The organism is Pseudoprevotella muciniphila (genome assembly GCF_003265305.2).
Classification (GTDB): Bacteria; Bacteroidota; Bacteroidia; order Bacteroidales; family Bacteroidaceae; genus Alloprevotella; species Alloprevotella muciniphila.
In genome coordinates this window covers 1577671-1596795 of the sequence record NZ_CP033459.1, presented here as the reverse complement: position 1 = coordinate 1596795, position 19125 = coordinate 1577671, and the positions used below count along the sequence as shown (strand labels likewise).

The window sequence follows — 19125 nt, the reverse complement described above, 5'->3', positions numbered from 1 at the left end:
TTGTATGTTATATTATAGTTAGTTATATAATTGGTGGAGGCAATTCTCCGTTTTCAAGTGCAGAAAACTCACTAAATGTTTTAAGAGGTTGCCATCCTGTCATGCCTTTCTTCCATGCATTCAATTCCAAAACGGAACTATCTTGTGCAATAGCTTCGTTTATTTGTTGAGCAGTATATGGTCCTTGTTGTTGGCCATTGATTGCAAGATAATATGAAACATTAATGGGTATAGGGGGAGGTGCTTCACCATTATTAGGAGCTAAACTCTCTGCCATTTGTTTGCCCATATTTACAGAAGCACCCAAGCCAAGACCTGCATTTATAAAAGCTGCCCCAGTGCCGCTTTCATTTTCTGCCGCTTTATCCATTACATCAAATGAACGTTCCATCTTGTAGTTCTCGCGCCCAGCAATATGCAATCTCGCTGACAAATTTTTAGCTTTCTTAATTTCCCTGAGACTTTCATCATCTTCAGGAATGTTAATAGAAATAATATTAAATAACAATATTTCAACACCATAATCTGCAAAGAATGGTTGCAGCTCATTTTGACAATAAACTGAAATGTCATTCAAACGTGTAGGAATATCAAGAACGGATATTTTATCTTCTACAATCTTTTGAGCTACGATACTTGTCAATTTAGTCAAAAGTAATCCACGGAAATAAGCTTGAAGTTGAGACTCACTGAATTGTGGCATATTGCCAACAAGTGTATATACAAACTTTTCAGCATCACTAATTTTGAAACCATATTGACCATGCGCGCGTACTGGCACAATAATATTGTATTTGGGATCTTCAAGTTGTATTGGAGTTTCTGTACCCCACTTGAGGCTAAGTCGTTGTAATAGATTAACGAACCAAACATCTGCTTGGAATGGAGAATCACCGCCAAATGGCAAATTAATTATCTTGTTTAGCAGAGGTATATTCTTGGAATGAAGAGTATAAGTGCCATCAGTAAATTTATCACAAACAGTACCACCTTTAACAAAAAATGCAACCTGTCCAGGATAAACTACAAGTTGTGAACCCCACCTTAGGTCACAAGAAGGAAATTTTTGTACGATAACACCTTCTTGTTGTTCGTACTTAACAACGTCTATAATTGCCATAACAATAATGTTTTTAAGATTTCTCCTACATACATAAGAAAAAGCGTGAACTTACTTAATCTGGTTCGAAGGCTGTAGGAGATGCCCATGTCATTAGATAAGTAAAGCTCACGCTTAACACGTGAGCATTCACTCTATCCATCTTTATGACATGTTTCTCAAACTCCTACATTCTCGAAACCAAGATTGATAGCTGAACGCTACATTAACCAATATGTCGCGCTAAAATGGCTTTTGCCATAAAAGCTCTACAAAACTACATATAAATCTTTAATTAGTCAAACTTTTTTATCGTAGGATAATAATTTGGCATTTGCATAAAAACATTTAATCATATATATTCTGAATAACTAAACATTTCTCGCAAGCGACTAAAGCAAAGAACGCTTTAAGACTAAAAACATTTGCAGCCGTCACGTCGATGCGTGGCGGCTGCAATATTTATAGCCTTGCTGTTGGAAGGGTTATTCCTCTGGTAGCATAAGCACTGTGGCGCAGTTGTTTTGCTTGAGTAGTACTTTCTTCACGAAATCCTGAATATCTTTCGATGTGAGGGCTTGTTGGGTTTCAATATAGCCTGTCTGTGTGTCTTTGTTCCAGTTGACGTATGAAGAGATGAGTCCTGCCCAGTAACCATTGTTCTTTTGGTTGTCCTGATATGACTTGACATTGTACGTAATCACCTTGTCGAGTTCCTCTTTCGTTACGCCGTCCTTGGCTATTTCTTCGATGCCCTGACGGATGAGAATGAGCGCACTGTCAGCCTTCTCGGGCTTCACGGGGCAGATGATGCTCAGCGAATACTCGTCCTTGATGCCAAAGTCAGCCGAACCTGAAGCCTGTACGCTGTATGCCATGCTACCTTCTTCGCGTATGGACTTCAGATAGCGCTGGCTGAGGATTTGTCCGAGTGCATCGACGATGGCAGCCTCTTTCATGGAGTAAGGTTCTTCTCCATTCCAAATCTGGAAGATATAGGACTTCGGTGTTTCCATTTTGCGAGTGAAGCGGTTCATCACGGTACCTTTCACCATATCAACTTTCTCATTTCCTCTTGCTTCGCGCTGGTTCACACCGGGGAGCGATGCGATGTATTGCTCGGTGAAGAGGCGGAGCGAATCGGCATCGAAGTTACCAGTTACATAGAAGTCGAAGTCGCCTGCACTGTTGAAACGCTCGCGGAAGATGCGCTGCATGGCATCATAGTCGAGGTTGTCGAGGTCAGCCAACTTGGTGGGTTTTACATAGGCGTTGTTCTTGAAGAGGGTGGAGATGAGTGAGTCGGAGAGTGCGGATTCAGGCACTTTGTCTGCGTTTTCGAGTTGTGTGCGCATGCTTCCCAGCATCTTCTTGTAGTTGTCGGCATCGTAGCCGGGCTGTGTGAAGGTGAGGTAAACCATTTCGAAGAGGGTGCGCAGATCTTTCGGTGTAGAAGAACCGATGAGGACTTCCGTATTTTCGGCTATATTGCTGCTCAGGCTTACTTGCTTTCCTGCGAGCGCCTTCTCCAGTTCGAGATTCTTGAAGTTGCCCAGACCGCTTGAGTTCATGAATGTAGCCGTGTTTTTGGCATTCAGGAGGTCTTCCTGTTTTACGCGACGCAGACCGCCTTCACTTCTTGCACTGAGGCTTACGCTACTCAGATTGTGGTCGGTGTGCTTGAAATAGACGTTAGCACCATTCGAGAGTGTCCACTTGGTGTATCCGAACTTTGAAGGTTCTTCTTTCGTGATGCTTCCTGGAGCGGGCAGGGTAGCGATGAGCGGTTCGTTCTTCACGTTGTCCACGTATGCTTCGAGTTGTGCTGCCTTGGCTTCGCTGACAGCATTTCGGAGTTCTTCTTGTGTTGGCATCACGACACCTTCCTTTTCAGGATAGAATGCCAGGACAACGAAGTTGGTATCGGTGCTTGCCACCATTTCCTTAACCAATTCAGAATAGGTCTCTGCCGGCAGTTGTGGAGCCACCATTTGCAGGATTTGGTATTCTGTCTCTATGTTCGAGGCTGGTGTGCCATCGAGGTAAGAACGTACGAACTTCTGCACATAGTGGTTGTTGTACTGTTTTTCGCGGTTGTTGTATTGTGCTTCCTTGGCACTCATTATTTCCTCGCGCGCGCGAATAACTTCAGAGCCTGTGAGTCCGAATCGGTGTGCACGTTCTAATTCCTGCATCACCACCTTGAGTGCCTCAGCACTCTTTCCGGGCTTAGGCATGATGTTCACATTGAAGGCATCCTTCGTCTTGCTCATGATGTATGTGCCGTAGTCGCAACCTGCTTCGTTGAACGGGCAGTCTTCCTGTTGTGAGAGTTCGTCGAAGCGCTTATTGAGCGCCATGGTTATGACATTGACGATGAAGTCCTGAAGGGGCTTTGCCATCGTTTTGCGTAACTCCCGGGGCATAGGGTCTTGCTTGAAAGACACCATAATCATTTCTATGGTCTGCTCCTTGTCCTTGTCGATGACGTAGATGGGCGTTTCGTTGTCGGGCACTTCGTATTCAAGGTATGGCGAGGGATTCTCCGGGTTCTTGATGTCGCTGAAGAGATTCTTTACTTTCTGTTCTACTTCCGCTACATCTATGTCGCCTACCACAACGATACCCTGCAATTCCGGGCGGTACCAGCGGTGGTAGTAGGCGCGGAGCGTGTCGGGAGCAAAGTTGTCAATAACTTCCATCAGACCGATGGGGAAGCGGCGGCCATAGCGTGAGTTGGGGTAAATTGTCTCAAGGTTGCGCTCCAACATACGCATCATAGCGCTTGAGCGCAGACGCCATTCTTCGTGGATTACGCCGCGCTCTTTGTCTATTTCTGCATCTTCGAGAAGGAGTGAGTTCGACCAGTCGTGGAGGATGAGCAGACAAGAGTCTATGTGTCCTGGCGTTACGGGAACAGCATCAATATTGTACACGGTCTCGTCGGCTCCGGTATAGGCATTGAGTTCACCACCGAAGTTGATACCGATGCTTTCCAGATAGTTAATCATGTTGTTCCCCGGGAACGATGTGGTGCCGTTGAATGCCATGTGCTCAAGGAAATGTGCCAGACCGCGCTGACTCTCTTCTTCCTGAACAGATCCCACACGTTGTGCGATGTAGAAACAAGCCTGATTTTCGGGCAGGTTGTTGTGACGGATGTAGTAAGTCAGTCCGTTCTCCAACTTGCCGATGCGCACTTCCGGATCGTTGGGAACTTCTGGAAGTTGCTGTGCTTGCACCGCCATGAAAGGCAGCATAAGCAGAAGGATAAATAATTTTTTCATGAAAAATGTATGTATTTTATTTAAAATGTTTTGTTTATTCAGACGAATCAGTTTCGTTAAATAGAACGCAAAGTTAGATATTTTAGTTTAAATCAAAGGCGTTTTTGTGTTTTGATTTATTCAAGTATCACTATGCGATAGATTTGTTTTCAAAAATTTTAGATTTAAACGCGTAACCGAACTTGTTCGCTTGCAAGGCAAGAAAGCGAAAATGAACACACACAAAAACAGGAATGTTTAACTATGCATTTTTTCTTGAAAAACACTCAAAAATGCACTAAAACAGGCTTGTTGGAGGCTTTTTTGGGGAGAAATGTCGGTTTTTTTGCAAAAAAATCGAAAAAAGTTTGTATAAAAATCAAACATAGCTTATATTTGCCACAAATTCAGCAAATAACTATTTGTACAACTTTATTTTTAATCAATTTTAATCATGAACAAAACTGAACTCGTGGCTCAAATCGCTGCAGCAGCAGGTCTGAGCAAGGCTGACGCAAAGAAGGCATTGGATGCAACTCTTGGCGCTGTAAAAGAAACTTTGGCAAAAGGTGGTAAGGTATCTCTCATCGGTTTCGGTACTCTCGCAGTTGTAGAGCGTCCCGCACGTAAGGGTATCAACCCAGCAACAAAGCAAGCCATCACCATCCCCGCTCGCAAGGCTGTGAAATTCAAGGCTGGTGCAGAACTCGCTGCTGCTGTTAAGTAATTGGCTTAATCAGACTATTACAAGCACCGCATTCCTTCGGGAGTGCGGTTTTTTGGTGCATGAAAGTAGTGGCTTGGTCGTAAGGGATGGTGGGGCAAGTTTTGTCTATATGAAGAATTTTTGCATCTTTGCAGAATATTATACAAAGTATATGAATGTGCATAACATAGCGACCGGGGTCATGCGGGCATTGGCATGCTTAGTGTTTATGGTCTGCAGCCTTATCTTTTGCGGCAGTAACAGAGTCTGTGCTCAGGCGGAAAGGCCTTCTCACGAAAATACCACCTACTGCTACGATTTTGAGTCGGATGGTTTCTATTTTCGTGTGCTGAACGACCAGTGCGTGGCAGTTACAGCAGAGCGGATAACAAAAGACGAAAAGGGGCTCCGCACCTACTATAATGTCCTGTTGCAGCAACAACTCACAGTGCCTGGCACGGTGGCACATGCCGATACAATCTACAAGGTGGTGGCTGTGGACCAGGGTGCTTTTGCCGGATTGGCATTGACAGATGTGGAACTGCCGCCGTCGGTGCTGACCATCGGCAGCGAAGCCTTTGCCGGATGCCACAGCCTCGTCAAGGTGAGTTTGCCTGATAAACTTCAGGCTATAGGCGACAGCGCTTTTGCCAACTGCTCGTCATTGGCGGCAATACGTTTTCCGAAAGGTGTAGAACATATAGGCAGGTATGCTTTCGCCGGCTGTGCGAAGTTACAGAAACTAAGCATAGAGAAAGGCAACACGCATTTTGCAGTGAAAGGCGGTGCCATATACGATGCCTCTCTGCGTGTACTTCTGTCATCGCCTGCAGCGAAAGGTACGGTGGCAGTGCCAGGCGATGTGGAGAAAATAGGTGAAGGTGCATTTGCCGGTTGTGCAGCCCTACAAAGCGTTGCCCTGCCTCAAAGTGTGAAGGAAATAGGTGAAGGGGCTTTCCGTAACAGCGGTTTGCGGAACATATCTCTGCCGCGCGGATTGACGACTGTTGCGCCATACACTTTTGCCAACACCCGTCTGTCCGGTCTTGTCCTGCCGATGGGCATTGTGGAAATAGAACAATCAGCCTTTGAGGGCAGTACGATAGGCAGCATCAGTCTGCCGAACAGTCTCTTGCGAATAGGAGAGCATGCTTTCAGGAAAACTTTTCTCAAATCGGTGGGTTTTCCTGATGCACTGTCCGACATAGGTATGGGTGCCTTTGAAAACTGTCCGCTGTATGCCATCAGTTTCGGCAACGGCCTGGTTTCCATCGGTCCGAGGGCTTTTCAGGACGCACCCGTAGTGCAACTGGAACTGCCTGCCAAGTTGATGTATATCGGTGAGGATGCCTTTGCCGGTTGCTCACGCTTGCTCGATATACACATGCTCGCCACCACTCCCCCCATGATAGAACAGAATAACTTTGCAACGAATGCCTATTTCGGCATAAAGGAAGGCTACGAAATCACCCTCCATGTGCCCCAAAACGCTGCCACAGCCTACAAGGCAGCACCAGGATGGAAAAATTTTCAGACACTCCTTCAGTCGGAACGATAAAAATTGCTAAATGCAGATATTAAAGAAAATACTATACTATATTGCCCTCGGTGTGTCGCACCTACCATTAAGGGTGCTATATGTCTTTGCTGACATCATTCGCCCCTTTGTGTCAGGATATAGGAGGAAAATTGTGAAGAAGAACATCGATAACGCCTTCCCTGAGAAGACCGAAGCAGAGCGAAAGAAGATTGTGCGGCAGTTCTACCATCATTTATGCGACGTGATAGCAGAAACGCTGAAAATGATGTCTATAAGTAAGGAGGAAATGAAGCGGCGCATGGTGTTTGAGGGTGTAAAAGAAATGGAAGACCTGCTCGACGACCATCCTTTCGTTTTTATCTATCTGGGGCACTATTGTAATTGGGAGTGGTTTGCTTCAATGCCGATGTGGTCAGACCGCTGTTATCCCGGACAGGTTTACAAGCCGCTTCGGGACAAATGGATGGACGAACTCTTCCTGAAGATGCGCTCCCGTTTTGGCGGCAACTGCATGGATAAGAACAAGATCCTGCGTATTGTGATGCAACTCAAAAGTGAGAAAAAGCCTACCATCATCGGTTTTATTAGCGACCAGACTCCTAAGTGGGACAGCATTCACGACTGGGTGGATTTCCTGCATCAGGACACCCCCGTCTTTACCGGTACGGAGCGCTTGGCGCGCAAGGTAGATGCGGCAATCGTGTTCGGCGATGTAGAGCGCGTGAAACGGGGCTATTACAAGTGCACCTTGCGCAAGATGTGTACCGACGTGAAAGCCCTGCCGGAATATGCCCTTACGGAAATGTATATGAAGGAAATGGAAAAGATGATTCGCCGTGAACCGCAGTATTGGCTCTGGTCGCACAACCGGTGGAAGCGCCAGAGGAATAGCGGTGAAGAAGAAAAAGCGTGAAGCGCAGAAAAACAGCCACTATCAAACAACAAAACCGACGGGAACGAACCATTCAGTTCAAACCCGTCGGTTGATTTTAATACTTAAAACGATGGTTTATTTGTCTTTCTTCAAAACCAATTTCTCATTGCCATTGTTAAGCGTGAGTGTGCTGTCAGTAGCCACAACACCAGTGTAAGTGAACACTGAATCCTTTGTATAAGTCTCGTTCAGTTTTTCAGCCAATGCCTTTGCAACGGGTTCAATCTTTGCTTTAGCATCATCGTTAGAATAAGACATATTGCCATCGCAGAATTTACTGTCACCGAACTTCAAGTTAATGTTATCGCCAGCAACTTCCCAAGTAAATCTCGCCCAAGAGTTGCAAACAGCACCTTCTACAGACTTTCTGTCAACAAAGTTCAGTTTACCTTCATGCTTTGCAGTATCCAATTCGAGTTCCACAGATTCGTCTTCTGCTTCCCATTCGCCTGCGAGGAGAGAGTCAGGAATATTCTCAGCGGAACCACCGCCACAACTTGATGTAGAGAAACTGATGGTGGCAGCAAATGCCACAGCAATAATTGAAAGAATGGTTTTCTTCATGTTGATTTGAGTTAAATAGTTTAAATAATAAATATTACAATCAAACGCAAAGATATATAAAAGTTCCGAAAATATATTCTTTCAGATGAAAAATGTTTTTCAAATTTCGTTAAATCAAAAAGATTTTAAAAAGATTTTGCACTTTAAAAAAAGGTTGTATCTTTGCACCCGCTTTTAGCACAAAACCAATTAATTCAATTCACAATGTACTTAGATTCTGCTAAGAAAAAGGAGATCTTTGGAAAGTACGGACAGTCTAATTCGGATACTGGTTCTGCAGAGAGTCAGATAGCCTTGTTTTCTTACCGTATTTCCCATTTGACGGAACACGTGAAGGCCAACCGTAAAGATCATACAACTGAAAGGGCCCTCGTCATGTTGGTAGGTAAGCGCCGTGCGTTGCTCAACTACCTCAAAGCGAAAGACATCAACCGCTACCGTGCCATCGTTAAGGCACTCGGTCTGCGTAAATAATTTCGCTTGAAAAAACAAAAGAAACACTCCGAAGTCGTTAAAGATTTCGGAGTGTTTTGTGTTTTTCTTTGCAGCACTTCTGCTGAATCGCAATAAAGTGCTGCTCCAGAAAACGAAAAATGGCAATTTTTATGATTGAAAATTTCTATTTATGTTAAAATTAACTTATTTTTGCACAGAAATGCGTCCTCCTAATAAATGAGGATGGTTCATTGTGACAACAATTTAAAATCAATAAACTTAATTCAAATCAATTTATGTGGTTATGTAATTCATCTATCGGACGAAAGGTGGTTATGTCCGTAACCGGTCTCGCCCTCGTCCTGTTCTTGACGTTCCATGCCTGCATGAATGTTGTGGCTATCTTCTCTGAAGATGGATACAACATGATATGCGAATTCCTTGGAGCCAACTGGTATGCAGTTGCTGCAACGGCTGGTCTTGCGGCATTGGTTGTCATCCACTTTGTCTATGCAATAATGCTTACTTTGCAGAATCGCAAGGCACGTGGCAGCAATCGCTATGCAGTGACAGACAAGCCTGCAAAAGTGGAATGGGCATCGCAGAACATGTTCGTGCTCGGTCTCATCGTTTGTCTCGGACTCTTGCTACACTTGTTCAATTTCTGGTTCAACATGATGTTCGCAGAATTGGCAGGCACAACTCCTGTAAACGGCATTGATCCTGCCAATGGTTATGAGATGATTGTTTACACCTTCCATGGCGCAGGTGTAACGTCGTACATCTATGTAGCCCTCTATGTGGTGTGGCTTTGCGCACTTTGGTTCCACCTCACTCATGGTATCTGGAGCGGTATGCAGACACTCGGTGCAAACAACAAAGTTTGGTTCTGCCGTTTGAAGACTATCGGTTTCTGGTATGCTTCAATCGTGATATTGTTGTTCCTTGTTGTAGCACTTTACTTTGCATTCGGCGGAACGGCACTTATCGGCTAATAGTGTGACTAATGAAGAAAACAGTCTCCACCGATGGTGGCAGACTAATTCTTCAACAAATTCTCCATCTTTTAAATAACTGAATTATGGCAAAATTAGATTCCAAAATACCTGAAGGTCCTATTTCTGAGAAATGGACCAATTACAAAGCACACCAGTTGCTGGTAAATCCCGCCAACAAGCGTAAACTTGACGTTATAGTCGTTGGTACCGGCTTGGCAGGTGCCTCTGCAGCCGCCTCTCTCGGCGAGATGGGATTTCATGTGATTAACCTGTGTATTCAGGACTCTCCCCGTCGCGCACACTCCATCGCTGCACAGGGAGGTATCAATGCAGCAAAGAACTATCAGAACGACGGCGACTCCACGTATCGTCTGTTCTACGACACTGTGAAAGGTGGCGACTATCGTGCTCGTGAAGCCAACGTATATCGTTTGGCAGAAGTGAGTGCAAGCATCATTGACCAATGCGTGGCACAAGGTGTGCCCTTTGCGCGCGAATATGGTGGTTTGCTCGCCAACCGTTCTTTCGGTGGTGTGCAGGTGAGCCGCACTTTCTATGCAAAAGGTCAGACCGGACAGCAACTTTTGCTGGGTGCATATTCAGCACTGATGCGTCAGGTGCATGAAGGCACGGTAGAACTCTATACGCGCTACGAGATGCTCGACGTAGTGATGATAGACGGTCGCGCACGCGGTATCATCGCCCGCAACCTCGTTACAGGCGAACTGAAGCGTTTCGCTGCGCACTGCGTCATTCTCGCAACTGGTGGTTACGGCAACACTTACTTCCTCTCCACCAACGCCATGGGTTGCAACTGCTCGGCAGCCATCGCAGCATACAAGAAGGGTGCTTATTTCGCAAATCCTGCCTTCGTGCAGATTCACCCCACGTGTATCCCCGTGCATGGCGACAAGCAGTCGAAACTCACGCTGATGTCGGAATCACTGCGTAACGACGGCCGCATTTGGGTGCCCAATAACATGGAAGACGTTAAAGCACTCCGTGAGGGTCGCATTAAGGGTAGCGAAATACCTGAAGAGCGACGCGACTACTATCTCGAACGCCGCTATCCCGCATTCGGTAACCTCGTGCCGCGCGACGTTGCCAGCCGTGCAGCCAAAGAACGTACCGATGCCGGATATGGTGTTAACAACACCGGACTGGCAGTGTTCCTCGACTTCTCCGAAGCCATCAACCGCCTGGGCCGCGATGCAGTGGAACAGCGCTACGGCAACCTCTTCGACATGTACGAGGAAATCACGGACGTATCGCCTTACGAAGAGCCGATGATGATCTATCCTGCCATCCACTACACCATGGGTGGACTTTGGGTGGACTACGAACTCCAAACCACTATACCAGGTCTGTTTGCCGCTGGCGAGTGCAACTTCAGCGACCACGGCGCCAACCGTCTCGGTGCATCAGCACTCATGCAGGGCTTGGCAGACGGTTACTACGTGTTGCCTTACACCATTCAGAACTATCTGAGCGACCAGATTACCGTGCCTCGCTTCAAGACCGATGCTCCCGAGTTCGATGAAGCAGAGAAGGAAGTACAGGCACGCATCGACCACCTGCTCAACATCAACGGCAAGCGCTCTGTAGATTCCATCCATAAGGAACTGGGCCGCGTGATGTGGGACTATGTAGGCATGGCTCGCAACAAGGCCGGTCTCGAAAAGGCTATCGAGCTCATTGACGGTCTCAGGAAGGAATTCGAAACCAACCTCTTCGTACCTCACATCGAAGGTGTGAATGTGGAACTCGACAAGGCTCTCCGCCTGAACGACTTCCTCACTATGGGTAAACTCATCGCTTACGATGCCCTCAACCGCGAGGAAAGCTGCGGCGGACACTTCCGCGAGGAACACCAGACGGAAGAAGGCGAAGCCAAGCGCGACGATGCAAACTGCTTCTACGTAGGCTGCTGGGAATATCAGGGCGAAGGCAAAGCTCCTCAGAAATACACTGAACCTCTCAAATACGAGGCTATTGAGGTTAAAACACGTAACTATAAGAGTTAAACAGACATGGCAAAGAATATTTCATTTACAATCAGATATTGGAAACAGAACGGTCCGCAGGACCAGGGGCATTTTGACGAGCGTCAGATGACCGATATCCCCGATGATACAAGTTTCCTCGAAATGCTCGATATCCTCAACGAACAACTCATTGAGGAAGGCAGCGAACCTTTCGTATTCGACCACGACTGCCGCGAAGGCATCTGTGGCATGTGTTCACTCTACATCAACGGTACACCCCATGGTAAGACAGAAACCGGTGCTACAACCTGCCAACTTTACATGCGTCGCTTCAACGACGGCGATGTTATCACGGTTGAGCCCTGGCGTTCGGCAGCCTTCCCCGTAATCAAGGACTGCATGGTTGACCGCTCTGCGTTCGACAAGATACAGTCTGCCGGCGGCTACATCAGTGTGCGTACGGGTGCACCGCAAGATGCCAATGCCATTCTCATTCCCAAGCAGAATGCCGATGAGGCAATGGACTGCGCCACATGTATCGGTTGCGGTGCCTGCGTGGCTGCATGTAAGAATGGTTCTGCCATGCTCTTCGTCTCCTCGAAGGTCAGCCAGTACGCACTATTGCCTCAGGGCCGTCCCGAAGCCGCAAAGCGTGCCAAGGCTATGGTAGCTATGATGGACGAACTCGGTTTCGGCAACTGCACAAACACACGTGCCTGCGAGGCTGTTTGCCCCAAGAACGAAAGCATCGCAAACATCGCACGCCTGAACCGCGAATTCCTCAAGGCAAAAATGAAGGATTGACATAATCTTTTTTGAAACAGATACGTAAAAGCGCTTCCTGATTTTCAGGGAGCGTTTTTTTTGCTTTACTTTCTGATTTTGTGGGTTTTACTTGTTTTTTATAAATGTTCTCGGGATAATTCATACGAATCAAAAAAATGTAACAGTATTGTAATCGGTAGTTGCCTTTCATTTTGACAAATGCGAGTTAATTTTGTAAAGAAAGTGTTAGATAAAATTTGTTTTTATGGAAACAACTGAAGATTATTTGATTGTATTTATAAAAATTTTTGGAACATTAGGTCTGCTCATTTATGGTATGAAGATGATGAGCGACGCCCTGCAAAAGATGACTGGTCCACAGTTGCGACATATTTTAGGGCGGATGACCACGAACAGAGTGACGGGTATGTTTACGGGTATGTTGGTCACTTGTGCTGTGCAATCGTCTTCTGCCACTACAGTGATGACCGTTTCGTTCGTTTCTGCAGGACTGCTTAGTCTGTCGCAGGCCATCTCTGTTATTATGGGCGCGAATATCGGAACCACGCTTACCGCATGGATTATGTCGTTAGGCTATAATGTGGATTTGACAAATGTGGTTTTCCCAGCCTTTTTCGTAGGTATGGTATTTATCTATCGCAAGCGTTATCGTAACCTGGGCAATTTTATCTTCGGAATAGCCTTTCTGTTTCTCTCATTGGTGATGCTGTCGGCGCAAGGGCGCGAGTTAGACTTGGAACACAACGAGAGTGTGGTACGTTTTTTTGCATCGTTTGATACGGACAGTTATCTGACAATTATTATATTCCTCACCATTGGTACTTTTATCACTTGCGTTGTTCAGTCGTCTGCCGCAGTAATGGCTATTACCATCATGCTTTGCTCCACAGGAGTTTTGCCGATACATCTTGGCATAGCCCTTGTCATGGGAGAGAATATCGGCACTACTGCTACTGCAAATCTAGCAGCATTGGGTGCTAACACAGAAGCGAGAAGAGCAGCCTTGGCACATTTGTTGTTTAATGTAACAGGTGTCATTTGGGTGTTAATCGTGTTCTATCCTTTCGTTGATATGGTTTGCAGTCTATCTGGTTACGACCCGACTATTGGTGGTCAGGTGGAACGATTGCCCATAGTGTTGGCAATGTTCCACACATGTTTCAATGTCTGCAACACCTTGTTGCTCATTGGTTTTATTTCTCAACTGGAAAGACTTGTGCGATGGATGCTGCCAATGAAGTCAGAAAATCAAAAGGAGGGTTTCCGTATGCGCTACATTGGTAGTGGCCTGATGCAAACACCGGAACTTTCTCTGCTTGCGGCACAGAAAGAAACCCATTATTTTGCAAGCCGTGTTGTGGAGATGTTTGGAAAGGTAGAAAATCTCTTGCAGACAGACGAAAAGGATTTTGACAATCTGTATGAGCAAATATCCCATGAAGAGGACATCTCCGACCGTACGGAATTGGAGATAGCCAACTTTCTTGGTCAGCTCTCGCAAGATCATCTTTCAGACGAGACAAAACAAAAGATACGCAGCATACTCAGAGAGATAAGCGAACTGGAGAGTATAAGCGACTCTTGCTACAAGTTGGCGCGCAACATCCGTCGCCTTCACGACTCTCATCTGCATCTGACAGAGCCACTTTTACAGAATGTACATAAGATGATGCAACTTACAACGACGGCTCTTCTTCAGATGCAAAAGGTAGTAAAAGGATATGCCTCGTCGCCTAATTCTCGGGAGGAAATTGCCAGTGATCGAAGGAACCGGAAAGACCTTAAAAACACCTATTGTATAGAGAACGATATAAATGCTCTGCGCAATCGGCTGAAATCCGAAAACATTGCAGCCTTCAATCATCATGAATATGATTATACTTTAGGTACTATTTATATTGACATTATTATGGAATGCGAAAAGCTTGGCGACTATGTGGTCAATGTGGTACAGGCGCGCTTGGTAAAGAAATAATTTAAAAGCGTTTGAAATATGAAAATGTGAAATGTTTTTCGCATTTTTGCAACTATGACAGAAAAGAAAAAAATTTTGGTGGTGGACGACGAGCCAGATTTGTGTGAGATACTCTCATTCAATCTTGCTGCCGCAGGATATGACACCGTTACTGCAATGTCGGCAGAACAGGCAAAGGAAATTTTGCAAGATGCCGAGTATCAGGAAAAAGGATTCCACCTACTGCTTTTAGATGTGATGCTGACCGGTAAATCGGGTTTTGAATTAGCTGAGCAACTGAGAGCCGATGAACAAACAAAGCAAATCCCCATCATCTTCATTACAGCCAAGGATACAGAGGAAGACACCCTGCGCGGTTTTAGTTTGGGGGCTGACGACTACGTGGCAAAACCTTTTTCTGTGCGAGAAGTGTTGGCAAGGGTAAAGGCTGTTCTCAATAGAGTTCAGACACGAAAGACAAAGGAAAGCCATGATGTTTCTAATCTGATAGCATACGATACTTTGGAAATGCATCTGGACACAAAAACATTAACTGTTGATGGAAAGATTGTGGGGTTGACCCGGACAGAATGGGACTTGCTCCTGCTTCTTCTCAGTCATCAAAGTAAGGTGTATTCTCGTCAACAGATATTGGAGTCTGTCTGGCCAAGAGATGTTGTTGTTACCAATCGTTCGGTTGATGTAGCGATTGCCAGACTACGTAAGAAAATAGAACGTTATGGTGATTGCATCATTACCAAGTCGGGCTTTGGATATTGTTTTCAACCCACAAAAGAATGAAAATGAAGAAAAAGAATCTGACCGAAGGAAGGAAGATGTTTTGGAGTGTGATGACTATTTTTATCGTTTTCATCGCCATTTTCATACTATTCGATGATTACGGTCGCCACAACTTCCAACCTCTCGATGAACCCATAGAGTGGCACCTGATGTTAGTGGCAGTGTTGATGCTGTTTGGACTCGGATGGCTGCTCCATTATTATGCACAAAGAATGGATTGGCGCATTCGCCAGCAACAAGATGAGCAAGTAGCAGAAACGCGACGTCAGATGACACAAAACATCTCGCACGAACTAAAAACTCCTGTGGCAAGCATACTTGGCTTTACTGAAACATTGATGACAAATCCTAACATAAGTGAAGAGCAACAACGTCAATTCATAGCACGCACGAATTTTCAGGCCCAGCGACTTTCAGCCTTGCTTACCGACCTGAGTACGCTTAATCGTATGGACTATGCCTCAGATCAACTTAGGCGAGAGCGAGTGGATATTTCCGCTTTAGTAGCAGATATAGGCACGGAAGTGGCATTCAGGCTTCATGAGCGACAGATGAATTTACGCGATTGTCTGCCATCGGACATTATAGTCATGGGCAATCCTGAACTCCTCTATAGCATTTTTCGCAATCTGTTTGAGAACGCCATAAACTATGCAGGAAATGGCACTACCATAGAGATAAGTGCTACCAAGTTTCCTTCTCAGTCTTCCAATGGAGTTACAGATGGACAATCCTGGCACTTCTCTTTCAGAGATAATGGTGTGGGAGTGCCCGAAGCACACTTGGACCACATCTTTGATCGCTTTTATCGCATTGACAAAGGGCGCAGCAGATCTATGGGAGGTACAGGGCTTGGGCTTGCCATAGTCAAGAATGCTGTGCTCCTTCATGGCGGAACAATCTCCGCCTCTCAATCGTCTGGAGGAGGGCTACATATCAGTTTCTCCTTGCCGATACCGTCTTGAAATCTATCGTCAGTCAGTCATAATTTAGGAGCTGAAGTTACGCCTTGGTTGGTGCAACTATCAACTCCTAAAAAAATTATCCTAAGAAGCAGAGAGGAATCGCCTCTTTCCTGCGTCTGATCAGAGCAGTGTGCCGTCAGTGGCAAAGCGTAGGTATATGTCGGCAGTTTTGCTCTTTTCGAGTTCAACTAAGTACATTGAGTTTTCAGGTGTCTCCACCAAATCTACATCCCTCGTGCGGCGGTCAGGATAGTTCGTATTGATGTAGTCAATAGCCGCTTGGGGAAGGTCAATAGGAAGGAGTTCTGTAACAGTCCTAACCCATGTCCCATCGGTGTTGAAATAAGCCTCTGCCTCACGGCTGTCTTTTATAAATTCGGCTTTCAGATAGCCGCTCTCCCATTCCCATTTTGCTACTTTGCAAGTTGGATATTTAGCTTGGAATGTAGCAACTGCTGCATCTACTTCTGGTCCTACCATATCGTCGTTATCATCGTTGCACGAATAGAAGGAGAATGTTGATAAGCAGAGGCAGAAAGCCATAAGGGAAAATATCTTTTTCATCTTGATTATTGTTTTGAATGTTTATTAGTTATTAGGATTTGTTTATTTTTATGAGTCTCTTGAAGAGAAGGATTATTACTAAGTATCAATTTCACGTACTTGGAAGTTTTTATTGAACTCAATGTCAATGCCGTTAGAGAGTTCTACATCATAGCCACGTGTTTCTCGATCTATTTCTGTGACGAAGACCCCTGGATAGTGTTTTTTTACGAAATCGAGGATAGGACGAGGGATGAGTGCTTCAGGGACAGGGCTACGATGGCAGTCTATCTCGTCCCAAATACCTCGGGAATCAAACTTTATCTTGGTTCCATCTGAGAATACCACCACATAATAGCGGCGAACAAACTCCATTTCCTGAGTTACGAGAACGACACTCTTTCCGGCAAAGTGTTTATCCACTATGGCCTGAGCTGTTGCAGGTAATTTAGTAGGAAACTGATTGGAATTTTGCGACGAACACGGTGCAGTGTTCACAACAGCCAACAAGATGGCTACGATAGCAAATCTTAATAAGTTTAGTTTCATAATCCAATATGTTTTTGATGTTAATACTAAATATTCCTTTTATCGCTGCAAATATAAATACTTTGGTATTCAATTTAAGGTCATACTTTGTTACAAAAAGATTACAAATATCAATAGGCAAAATTAAAGCGCATGGCAGTTCTGCCATGCGCTTGTTTCGATTTGTTAAAAAGAATATTTATTTCACCTTGATGATTTCCACCTTGAAGATGAGTGTGCTGTATCCGGGGATGTTCTGATTACCACGCTCTCCGTATGCAAGGTCGTAGGGGATGTAGAGTTCCCACACACTGCCTTCGGGCATCATGGTGAGTGCTTGCGACCAGCCCTTAATGACTTGTGTGGGCTTGAAACTTGCCGACTTGCCGCGTTTGTAACTGGAGTCGAACACCGTGCCGTCGATGAGTTGGCCCTCATAGTTCACTTCCACAGTGTTTGTGTCGGTGGCTACTACTCCCGCGCCTTTGGTCAGAATCTTGTATTGCAGGCCGTTGGGGAAGGTGTTGACACCTTCTTTCTTGCTGTTTTCTTCCAGCCATTGCAAGTTGAGGTTTTTGTAAACCTCCTGTTGATATTTGAACTGGCGCTCTGCAATGGCTACTGCGCTGTCTTCCTTCAATGTAGCAGTGCCTTGCAGACCTTCTACGAGACCTTTGTTGTAGAGATCCTTAATCAGATAGTCGGAAGTCTCGCTGCCTGTAGCCTGTTTGTTCATCGCCTTGTAAACGATTTCCTCGTTCTGTCTGGCAATTTCAAGGCCTGCTGCATACGCTTTGTATTTGTTGATGTGTTCCTCGTTGTAGGGCTCTTGCAAACCGCGGAGGAAGTCGCCCATGTAGGCATCCTCCACACCTAAGGAATTCTTGATGTAGGTTTTCAACCCGGTGCTCTGTGCCACACCTACAGCATAACTGAAGGAGTCTGCCGGAACGGGCTGAACGCTAATGACGGGTGTAGCCGGTGTGAGCGTTTCCGCCTTGACCACGGCTTCTGCCTTTTTGGAGTTTTTTTTCTTTTGTGCCGATACAGTGCCGGTGCACAGCAGTGCGAGTGCAACGATGGCTAATGTTTTGATTTTCATTGTTTTTTATTATGTGAATATTATTTTATAGAAATGAAATCTATGGTAAAGATGAGCGAAGCGTAAGGAGGTATGCTGCCGGGAATTCCTTTTTCTCCGTAGGCTTCTTTGGAGGGGATGTATATTTCCCACTTCGAGCCGACAGGCATAGCCATCATGGCTTTACGCCAGCCCGGGATGACTTTCCCGAGGTTGAGCGTAGATGTGGGCGTATCGTGGCGCGATGTGGCATCGAATTCAGATCCATCGTATAGTCGCCCTTCGTAGATGATTTCCACGTTGCTGTCTGCCTTCGGTTTAGGACCATTGCCTTCCTTGATGACGCGATAGTAGATGCCGTCAGAAAGTGGCTTCACACCTTCTTTGTTACTGTATTTCTCGCTGTTTATTCTTGCTGAAATACTTTGTATGATGCGGTCGCCTGTTTTCTCCGCGCCATCTCTGTCGAGTACCTTGCCGTCTATTTGCAACGTAACTTTTCCAAGGGCATTGTCTGCAAAGCCACGTGCCATGATGTCAGCGCTGAGGTGTTCTTTCTCGCCAAGGCCTATCATTTTCTCTGTGCTGTAGATGCGCGACTTCTGAAGTTGTTCGCCCATCTGAAATCCCAGTCCGTAGGCTTCATCTGCCTCAGGGCTTCCCTGGTCTTCCTTTTCCTTGTTGCTTATGCCTGCATACAGCCCATTGAGAACGTCGTAAGCGTTGTCTTCACTGATTTGGTTGTAGGAGAGATGATTGTTAAATGATTCGCTGCTGATGGCTTCGAACACGCCCAGACAGTAACTCAGTGTGTCGAGATTGCTCTTCAGTTGCGCCTCAGGAATGTTCAGTTCGTGCTTGCACGAAGCGAAACACAATGCGATGCCAATAAGCAATACAGATACAAAACGTTTCATTGTAAGTGGTTTTAAAAAGGTCT

Annotated in this window: 17 protein-coding genes; 10 read left to right on the top strand and 7 right to left on the bottom strand. The window is 45.6% G+C overall.

Features of this window, described 5'->3' with window-relative positions; translation table 11 throughout:
• Positions 1-22 precede the first annotated feature (22 nt).
• Positions 23-1120, bottom strand: coding sequence for an SPFH domain-containing protein (locus C7Y71_RS06465; protein ID WP_111898989.1), 1098 nt, complete (start codon positions 1118-1120; stop codon positions 23-25).
• Between the two features lie 464 nt (positions 1121-1584).
• The gene (locus C7Y71_RS06460; protein ID WP_111898990.1) at positions 1585-4386 is read right to left on the bottom strand and encodes a M16 family metallopeptidase; all 2802 of its coding nucleotides are present in this window, start codon (positions 4384-4386) and stop codon (positions 1585-1587) included.
• A gap of 433 nt (positions 4387-4819) precedes the next feature.
• On the opposite strand from C7Y71_RS06460, the gene C7Y71_RS06455 reads away from it, so the two are divergent.
• The 3 genes from C7Y71_RS06455 to C7Y71_RS06445 all read left to right on the top strand — a co-directional run bounded on the left by C7Y71_RS06455 (position 4820) and on the right by C7Y71_RS06445 (position 7524).
• Positions 4820-5092: an HU family DNA-binding protein gene (locus tag C7Y71_RS06455; protein WP_111898991.1), complete on the top strand. Its 273-nt coding sequence runs from the start codon at positions 4820-4822 to the stop codon at positions 5090-5092.
• 109 nt (positions 5093-5201) lie between these two features.
• Positions 5202-6629 (top strand): leucine-rich repeat domain-containing protein, encoded by a 1428-nt coding sequence (locus C7Y71_RS06450; protein ID WP_111898992.1) that lies wholly within the window; start codon positions 5202-5204, stop codon positions 6627-6629.
• Between the two features lie 10 nt (positions 6630-6639).
• Positions 6640-7524, top strand: a complete 885-nt coding sequence (locus C7Y71_RS06445; RefSeq protein WP_111898993.1) for a lysophospholipid acyltransferase family protein — start codon at positions 6640-6642, stop codon at positions 7522-7524.
• Positions 7525-7620: 96 nt separating this feature from the next.
• On the opposite strand, the gene C7Y71_RS06440 is transcribed toward C7Y71_RS06445, so the two are convergent.
• Positions 7621-8109, bottom strand: coding sequence for a hypothetical protein (locus C7Y71_RS06440; protein WP_111898994.1), 489 nt, complete (start codon positions 8107-8109; stop codon positions 7621-7623).
• A gap of 204 nt (positions 8110-8313) precedes the next feature.
• Here C7Y71_RS06440 and rpsO point away from each other — a divergent pair, with 204 nt between their 5' ends.
• The 7 genes from rpsO to C7Y71_RS06405 all read left to right on the top strand — a co-directional run bounded on the left by rpsO (position 8314) and on the right by C7Y71_RS06405 (position 16033).
• Entirely contained in the window at positions 8314-8583 is a 270-nt protein-coding gene (gene rpsO / locus C7Y71_RS06435) for a 30S ribosomal protein S15 (RefSeq protein WP_111898995.1), read from the top strand.
• A gap of 257 nt (positions 8584-8840) precedes the next feature.
• A complete protein-coding gene (locus C7Y71_RS06430; RefSeq protein WP_111898996.1) occupies positions 8841-9539 on the top strand; it encodes a succinate dehydrogenase cytochrome b subunit in 699 nt (232 codons plus the stop codon).
• An 86-nt stretch (positions 9540-9625) separates the two neighbouring features.
• On the top strand, positions 9626-11566 hold the full coding sequence (locus C7Y71_RS06425) for a fumarate reductase/succinate dehydrogenase flavoprotein subunit (protein WP_111898997.1): 1941 nt from the start codon (positions 9626-9628) through the stop codon (positions 11564-11566).
• Between the two features lie 6 nt (positions 11567-11572).
• Entirely contained in the window at positions 11573-12331 is a 759-nt protein-coding gene (locus C7Y71_RS06420; protein ID WP_111898998.1) for a succinate dehydrogenase/fumarate reductase iron-sulfur subunit, read from the top strand.
• A 226-nt stretch (positions 12332-12557) separates the two neighbouring features.
• Positions 12558-14288 carry a Na/Pi cotransporter family protein gene (locus C7Y71_RS06415; protein ID WP_111898999.1) on the top strand — a complete coding sequence of 577 codons (1731 nt, stop codon included), beginning with the start codon at positions 12558-12560 and terminating at the stop codon, positions 14286-14288.
• Between the two features lie 54 nt (positions 14289-14342).
• A complete protein-coding gene (locus C7Y71_RS06410) occupies positions 14343-15068 on the top strand; it encodes a response regulator (RefSeq protein WP_111899000.1) in 726 nt (241 codons plus the stop codon).
• A 2-nt stretch (positions 15069-15070) separates the two neighbouring features.
• The gene (locus C7Y71_RS06405; RefSeq protein WP_193215858.1) at positions 15071-16033 is read left to right on the top strand and encodes a sensor histidine kinase; all 963 of its coding nucleotides are present in this window, start codon (positions 15071-15073) and stop codon (positions 16031-16033) included.
• Between the two features lie 120 nt (positions 16034-16153).
• On the opposite strand, the gene C7Y71_RS06400 is transcribed toward C7Y71_RS06405, so the two are convergent.
• The 4 genes from C7Y71_RS06400 to C7Y71_RS06385 form a co-directional block, all read right to left on the bottom strand.
• Positions 16154-16597, bottom strand: coding sequence for a PepSY-like domain-containing protein (locus C7Y71_RS06400; protein ID WP_111899002.1), 444 nt, complete (start codon positions 16595-16597; stop codon positions 16154-16156).
• A 78-nt stretch (positions 16598-16675) separates the two neighbouring features.
• Positions 16676-17125, bottom strand: a complete 450-nt coding sequence (locus tag C7Y71_RS06395; RefSeq protein WP_111899003.1) for a PepSY-like domain-containing protein — start codon at positions 17123-17125, stop codon at positions 16676-16678.
• Positions 17126-17303: 178 nt separating this feature from the next.
• On the bottom strand, positions 17304-18206 hold the full coding sequence (locus tag C7Y71_RS06390; protein WP_111899004.1) for an FKBP-type peptidyl-prolyl cis-trans isomerase: 903 nt from the start codon (positions 18204-18206) through the stop codon (positions 17304-17306).
• Between the two features lie 20 nt (positions 18207-18226).
• Positions 18227-19102 (bottom strand): FKBP-type peptidyl-prolyl cis-trans isomerase, encoded by an 876-nt coding sequence (locus C7Y71_RS06385; RefSeq protein ID WP_193215857.1) that lies wholly within the window; start codon positions 19100-19102, stop codon positions 18227-18229.
• Positions 19103-19125 lie beyond the last annotated feature (23 nt).

What these genes read in the sequence shown, in the direction of transcription:
- C7Y71_RS06420 (WP_111898998.1), top strand. Translation starts at nt 11,573, where the DNA reads ATGGCAAAGAATATTTCATTTACAATCAGATATTGGAAACAGAACGGT.
- C7Y71_RS06410 (WP_111899000.1), top strand. Translation starts at nt 14,343, where the DNA reads ATGACAGAAAAGAAAAAAATTTTGGTGGTGGACGACGAGCCAGATTTG.
- C7Y71_RS06385 (WP_193215857.1), bottom strand. Translation starts at nt 19,102, where the DNA reads ATGAAACGTTTTGTATCTGTATTGCTTATTGGCATCGCATTGTGTTTC.
- C7Y71_RS06415 (WP_111898999.1), top strand. Translation starts at nt 12,558, where the DNA reads ATGGAAACAACTGAAGATTATTTGATTGTATTTATAAAAATTTTTGGA.
- C7Y71_RS06465 (WP_111898989.1), bottom strand. Translation starts at nt 1,120, where the DNA reads ATGGCAATTATAGACGTTGTTAAGTACGAACAACAAGAAGGTGTTATC.
- C7Y71_RS06405 (WP_193215858.1), top strand. Translation starts at nt 15,071, where the DNA reads ATGAAGAAAAAGAATCTGACCGAAGGAAGGAAGATGTTTTGGAGTGTG.
- rpsO (WP_111898995.1), top strand. Translation starts at nt 8,314, where the DNA reads ATGTACTTAGATTCTGCTAAGAAAAAGGAGATCTTTGGAAAGTACGGA.
- C7Y71_RS06395 (WP_111899003.1), bottom strand. Translation starts at nt 17,125, where the DNA reads ATGAAACTAAACTTATTAAGATTTGCTATCGTAGCCATCTTGTTGGCT.
- C7Y71_RS06430 (WP_111898996.1), top strand. Translation starts at nt 8,841, where the DNA reads ATGTGGTTATGTAATTCATCTATCGGACGAAAGGTGGTTATGTCCGTA.
- C7Y71_RS06460 (WP_111898990.1), bottom strand. Translation starts at nt 4,386, where the DNA reads ATGAAAAAATTATTTATCCTTCTGCTTATGCTGCCTTTCATGGCGGTG.
- C7Y71_RS06440 (WP_111898994.1), bottom strand. Translation starts at nt 8,109, where the DNA reads ATGAAGAAAACCATTCTTTCAATTATTGCTGTGGCATTTGCTGCCACC.
- C7Y71_RS06400 (WP_111899002.1), bottom strand. Translation starts at nt 16,597, where the DNA reads ATGAAAAAGATATTTTCCCTTATGGCTTTCTGCCTCTGCTTATCAACA.
- C7Y71_RS06450 (WP_111898992.1), top strand. Translation starts at nt 5,202, where the DNA reads ATGAAGAATTTTTGCATCTTTGCAGAATATTATACAAAGTATATGAAT.
- C7Y71_RS06455 (WP_111898991.1), top strand. Translation starts at nt 4,820, where the DNA reads ATGAACAAAACTGAACTCGTGGCTCAAATCGCTGCAGCAGCAGGTCTG.
- C7Y71_RS06445 (WP_111898993.1), top strand. Translation starts at nt 6,640, where the DNA reads ATGCAGATATTAAAGAAAATACTATACTATATTGCCCTCGGTGTGTCG.
- C7Y71_RS06390 (WP_111899004.1), bottom strand. Translation starts at nt 18,206, where the DNA reads ATGAAAATCAAAACATTAGCCATCGTTGCACTCGCACTGCTGTGCACC.
- C7Y71_RS06425 (WP_111898997.1), top strand. Translation starts at nt 9,626, where the DNA reads ATGGCAAAATTAGATTCCAAAATACCTGAAGGTCCTATTTCTGAGAAA.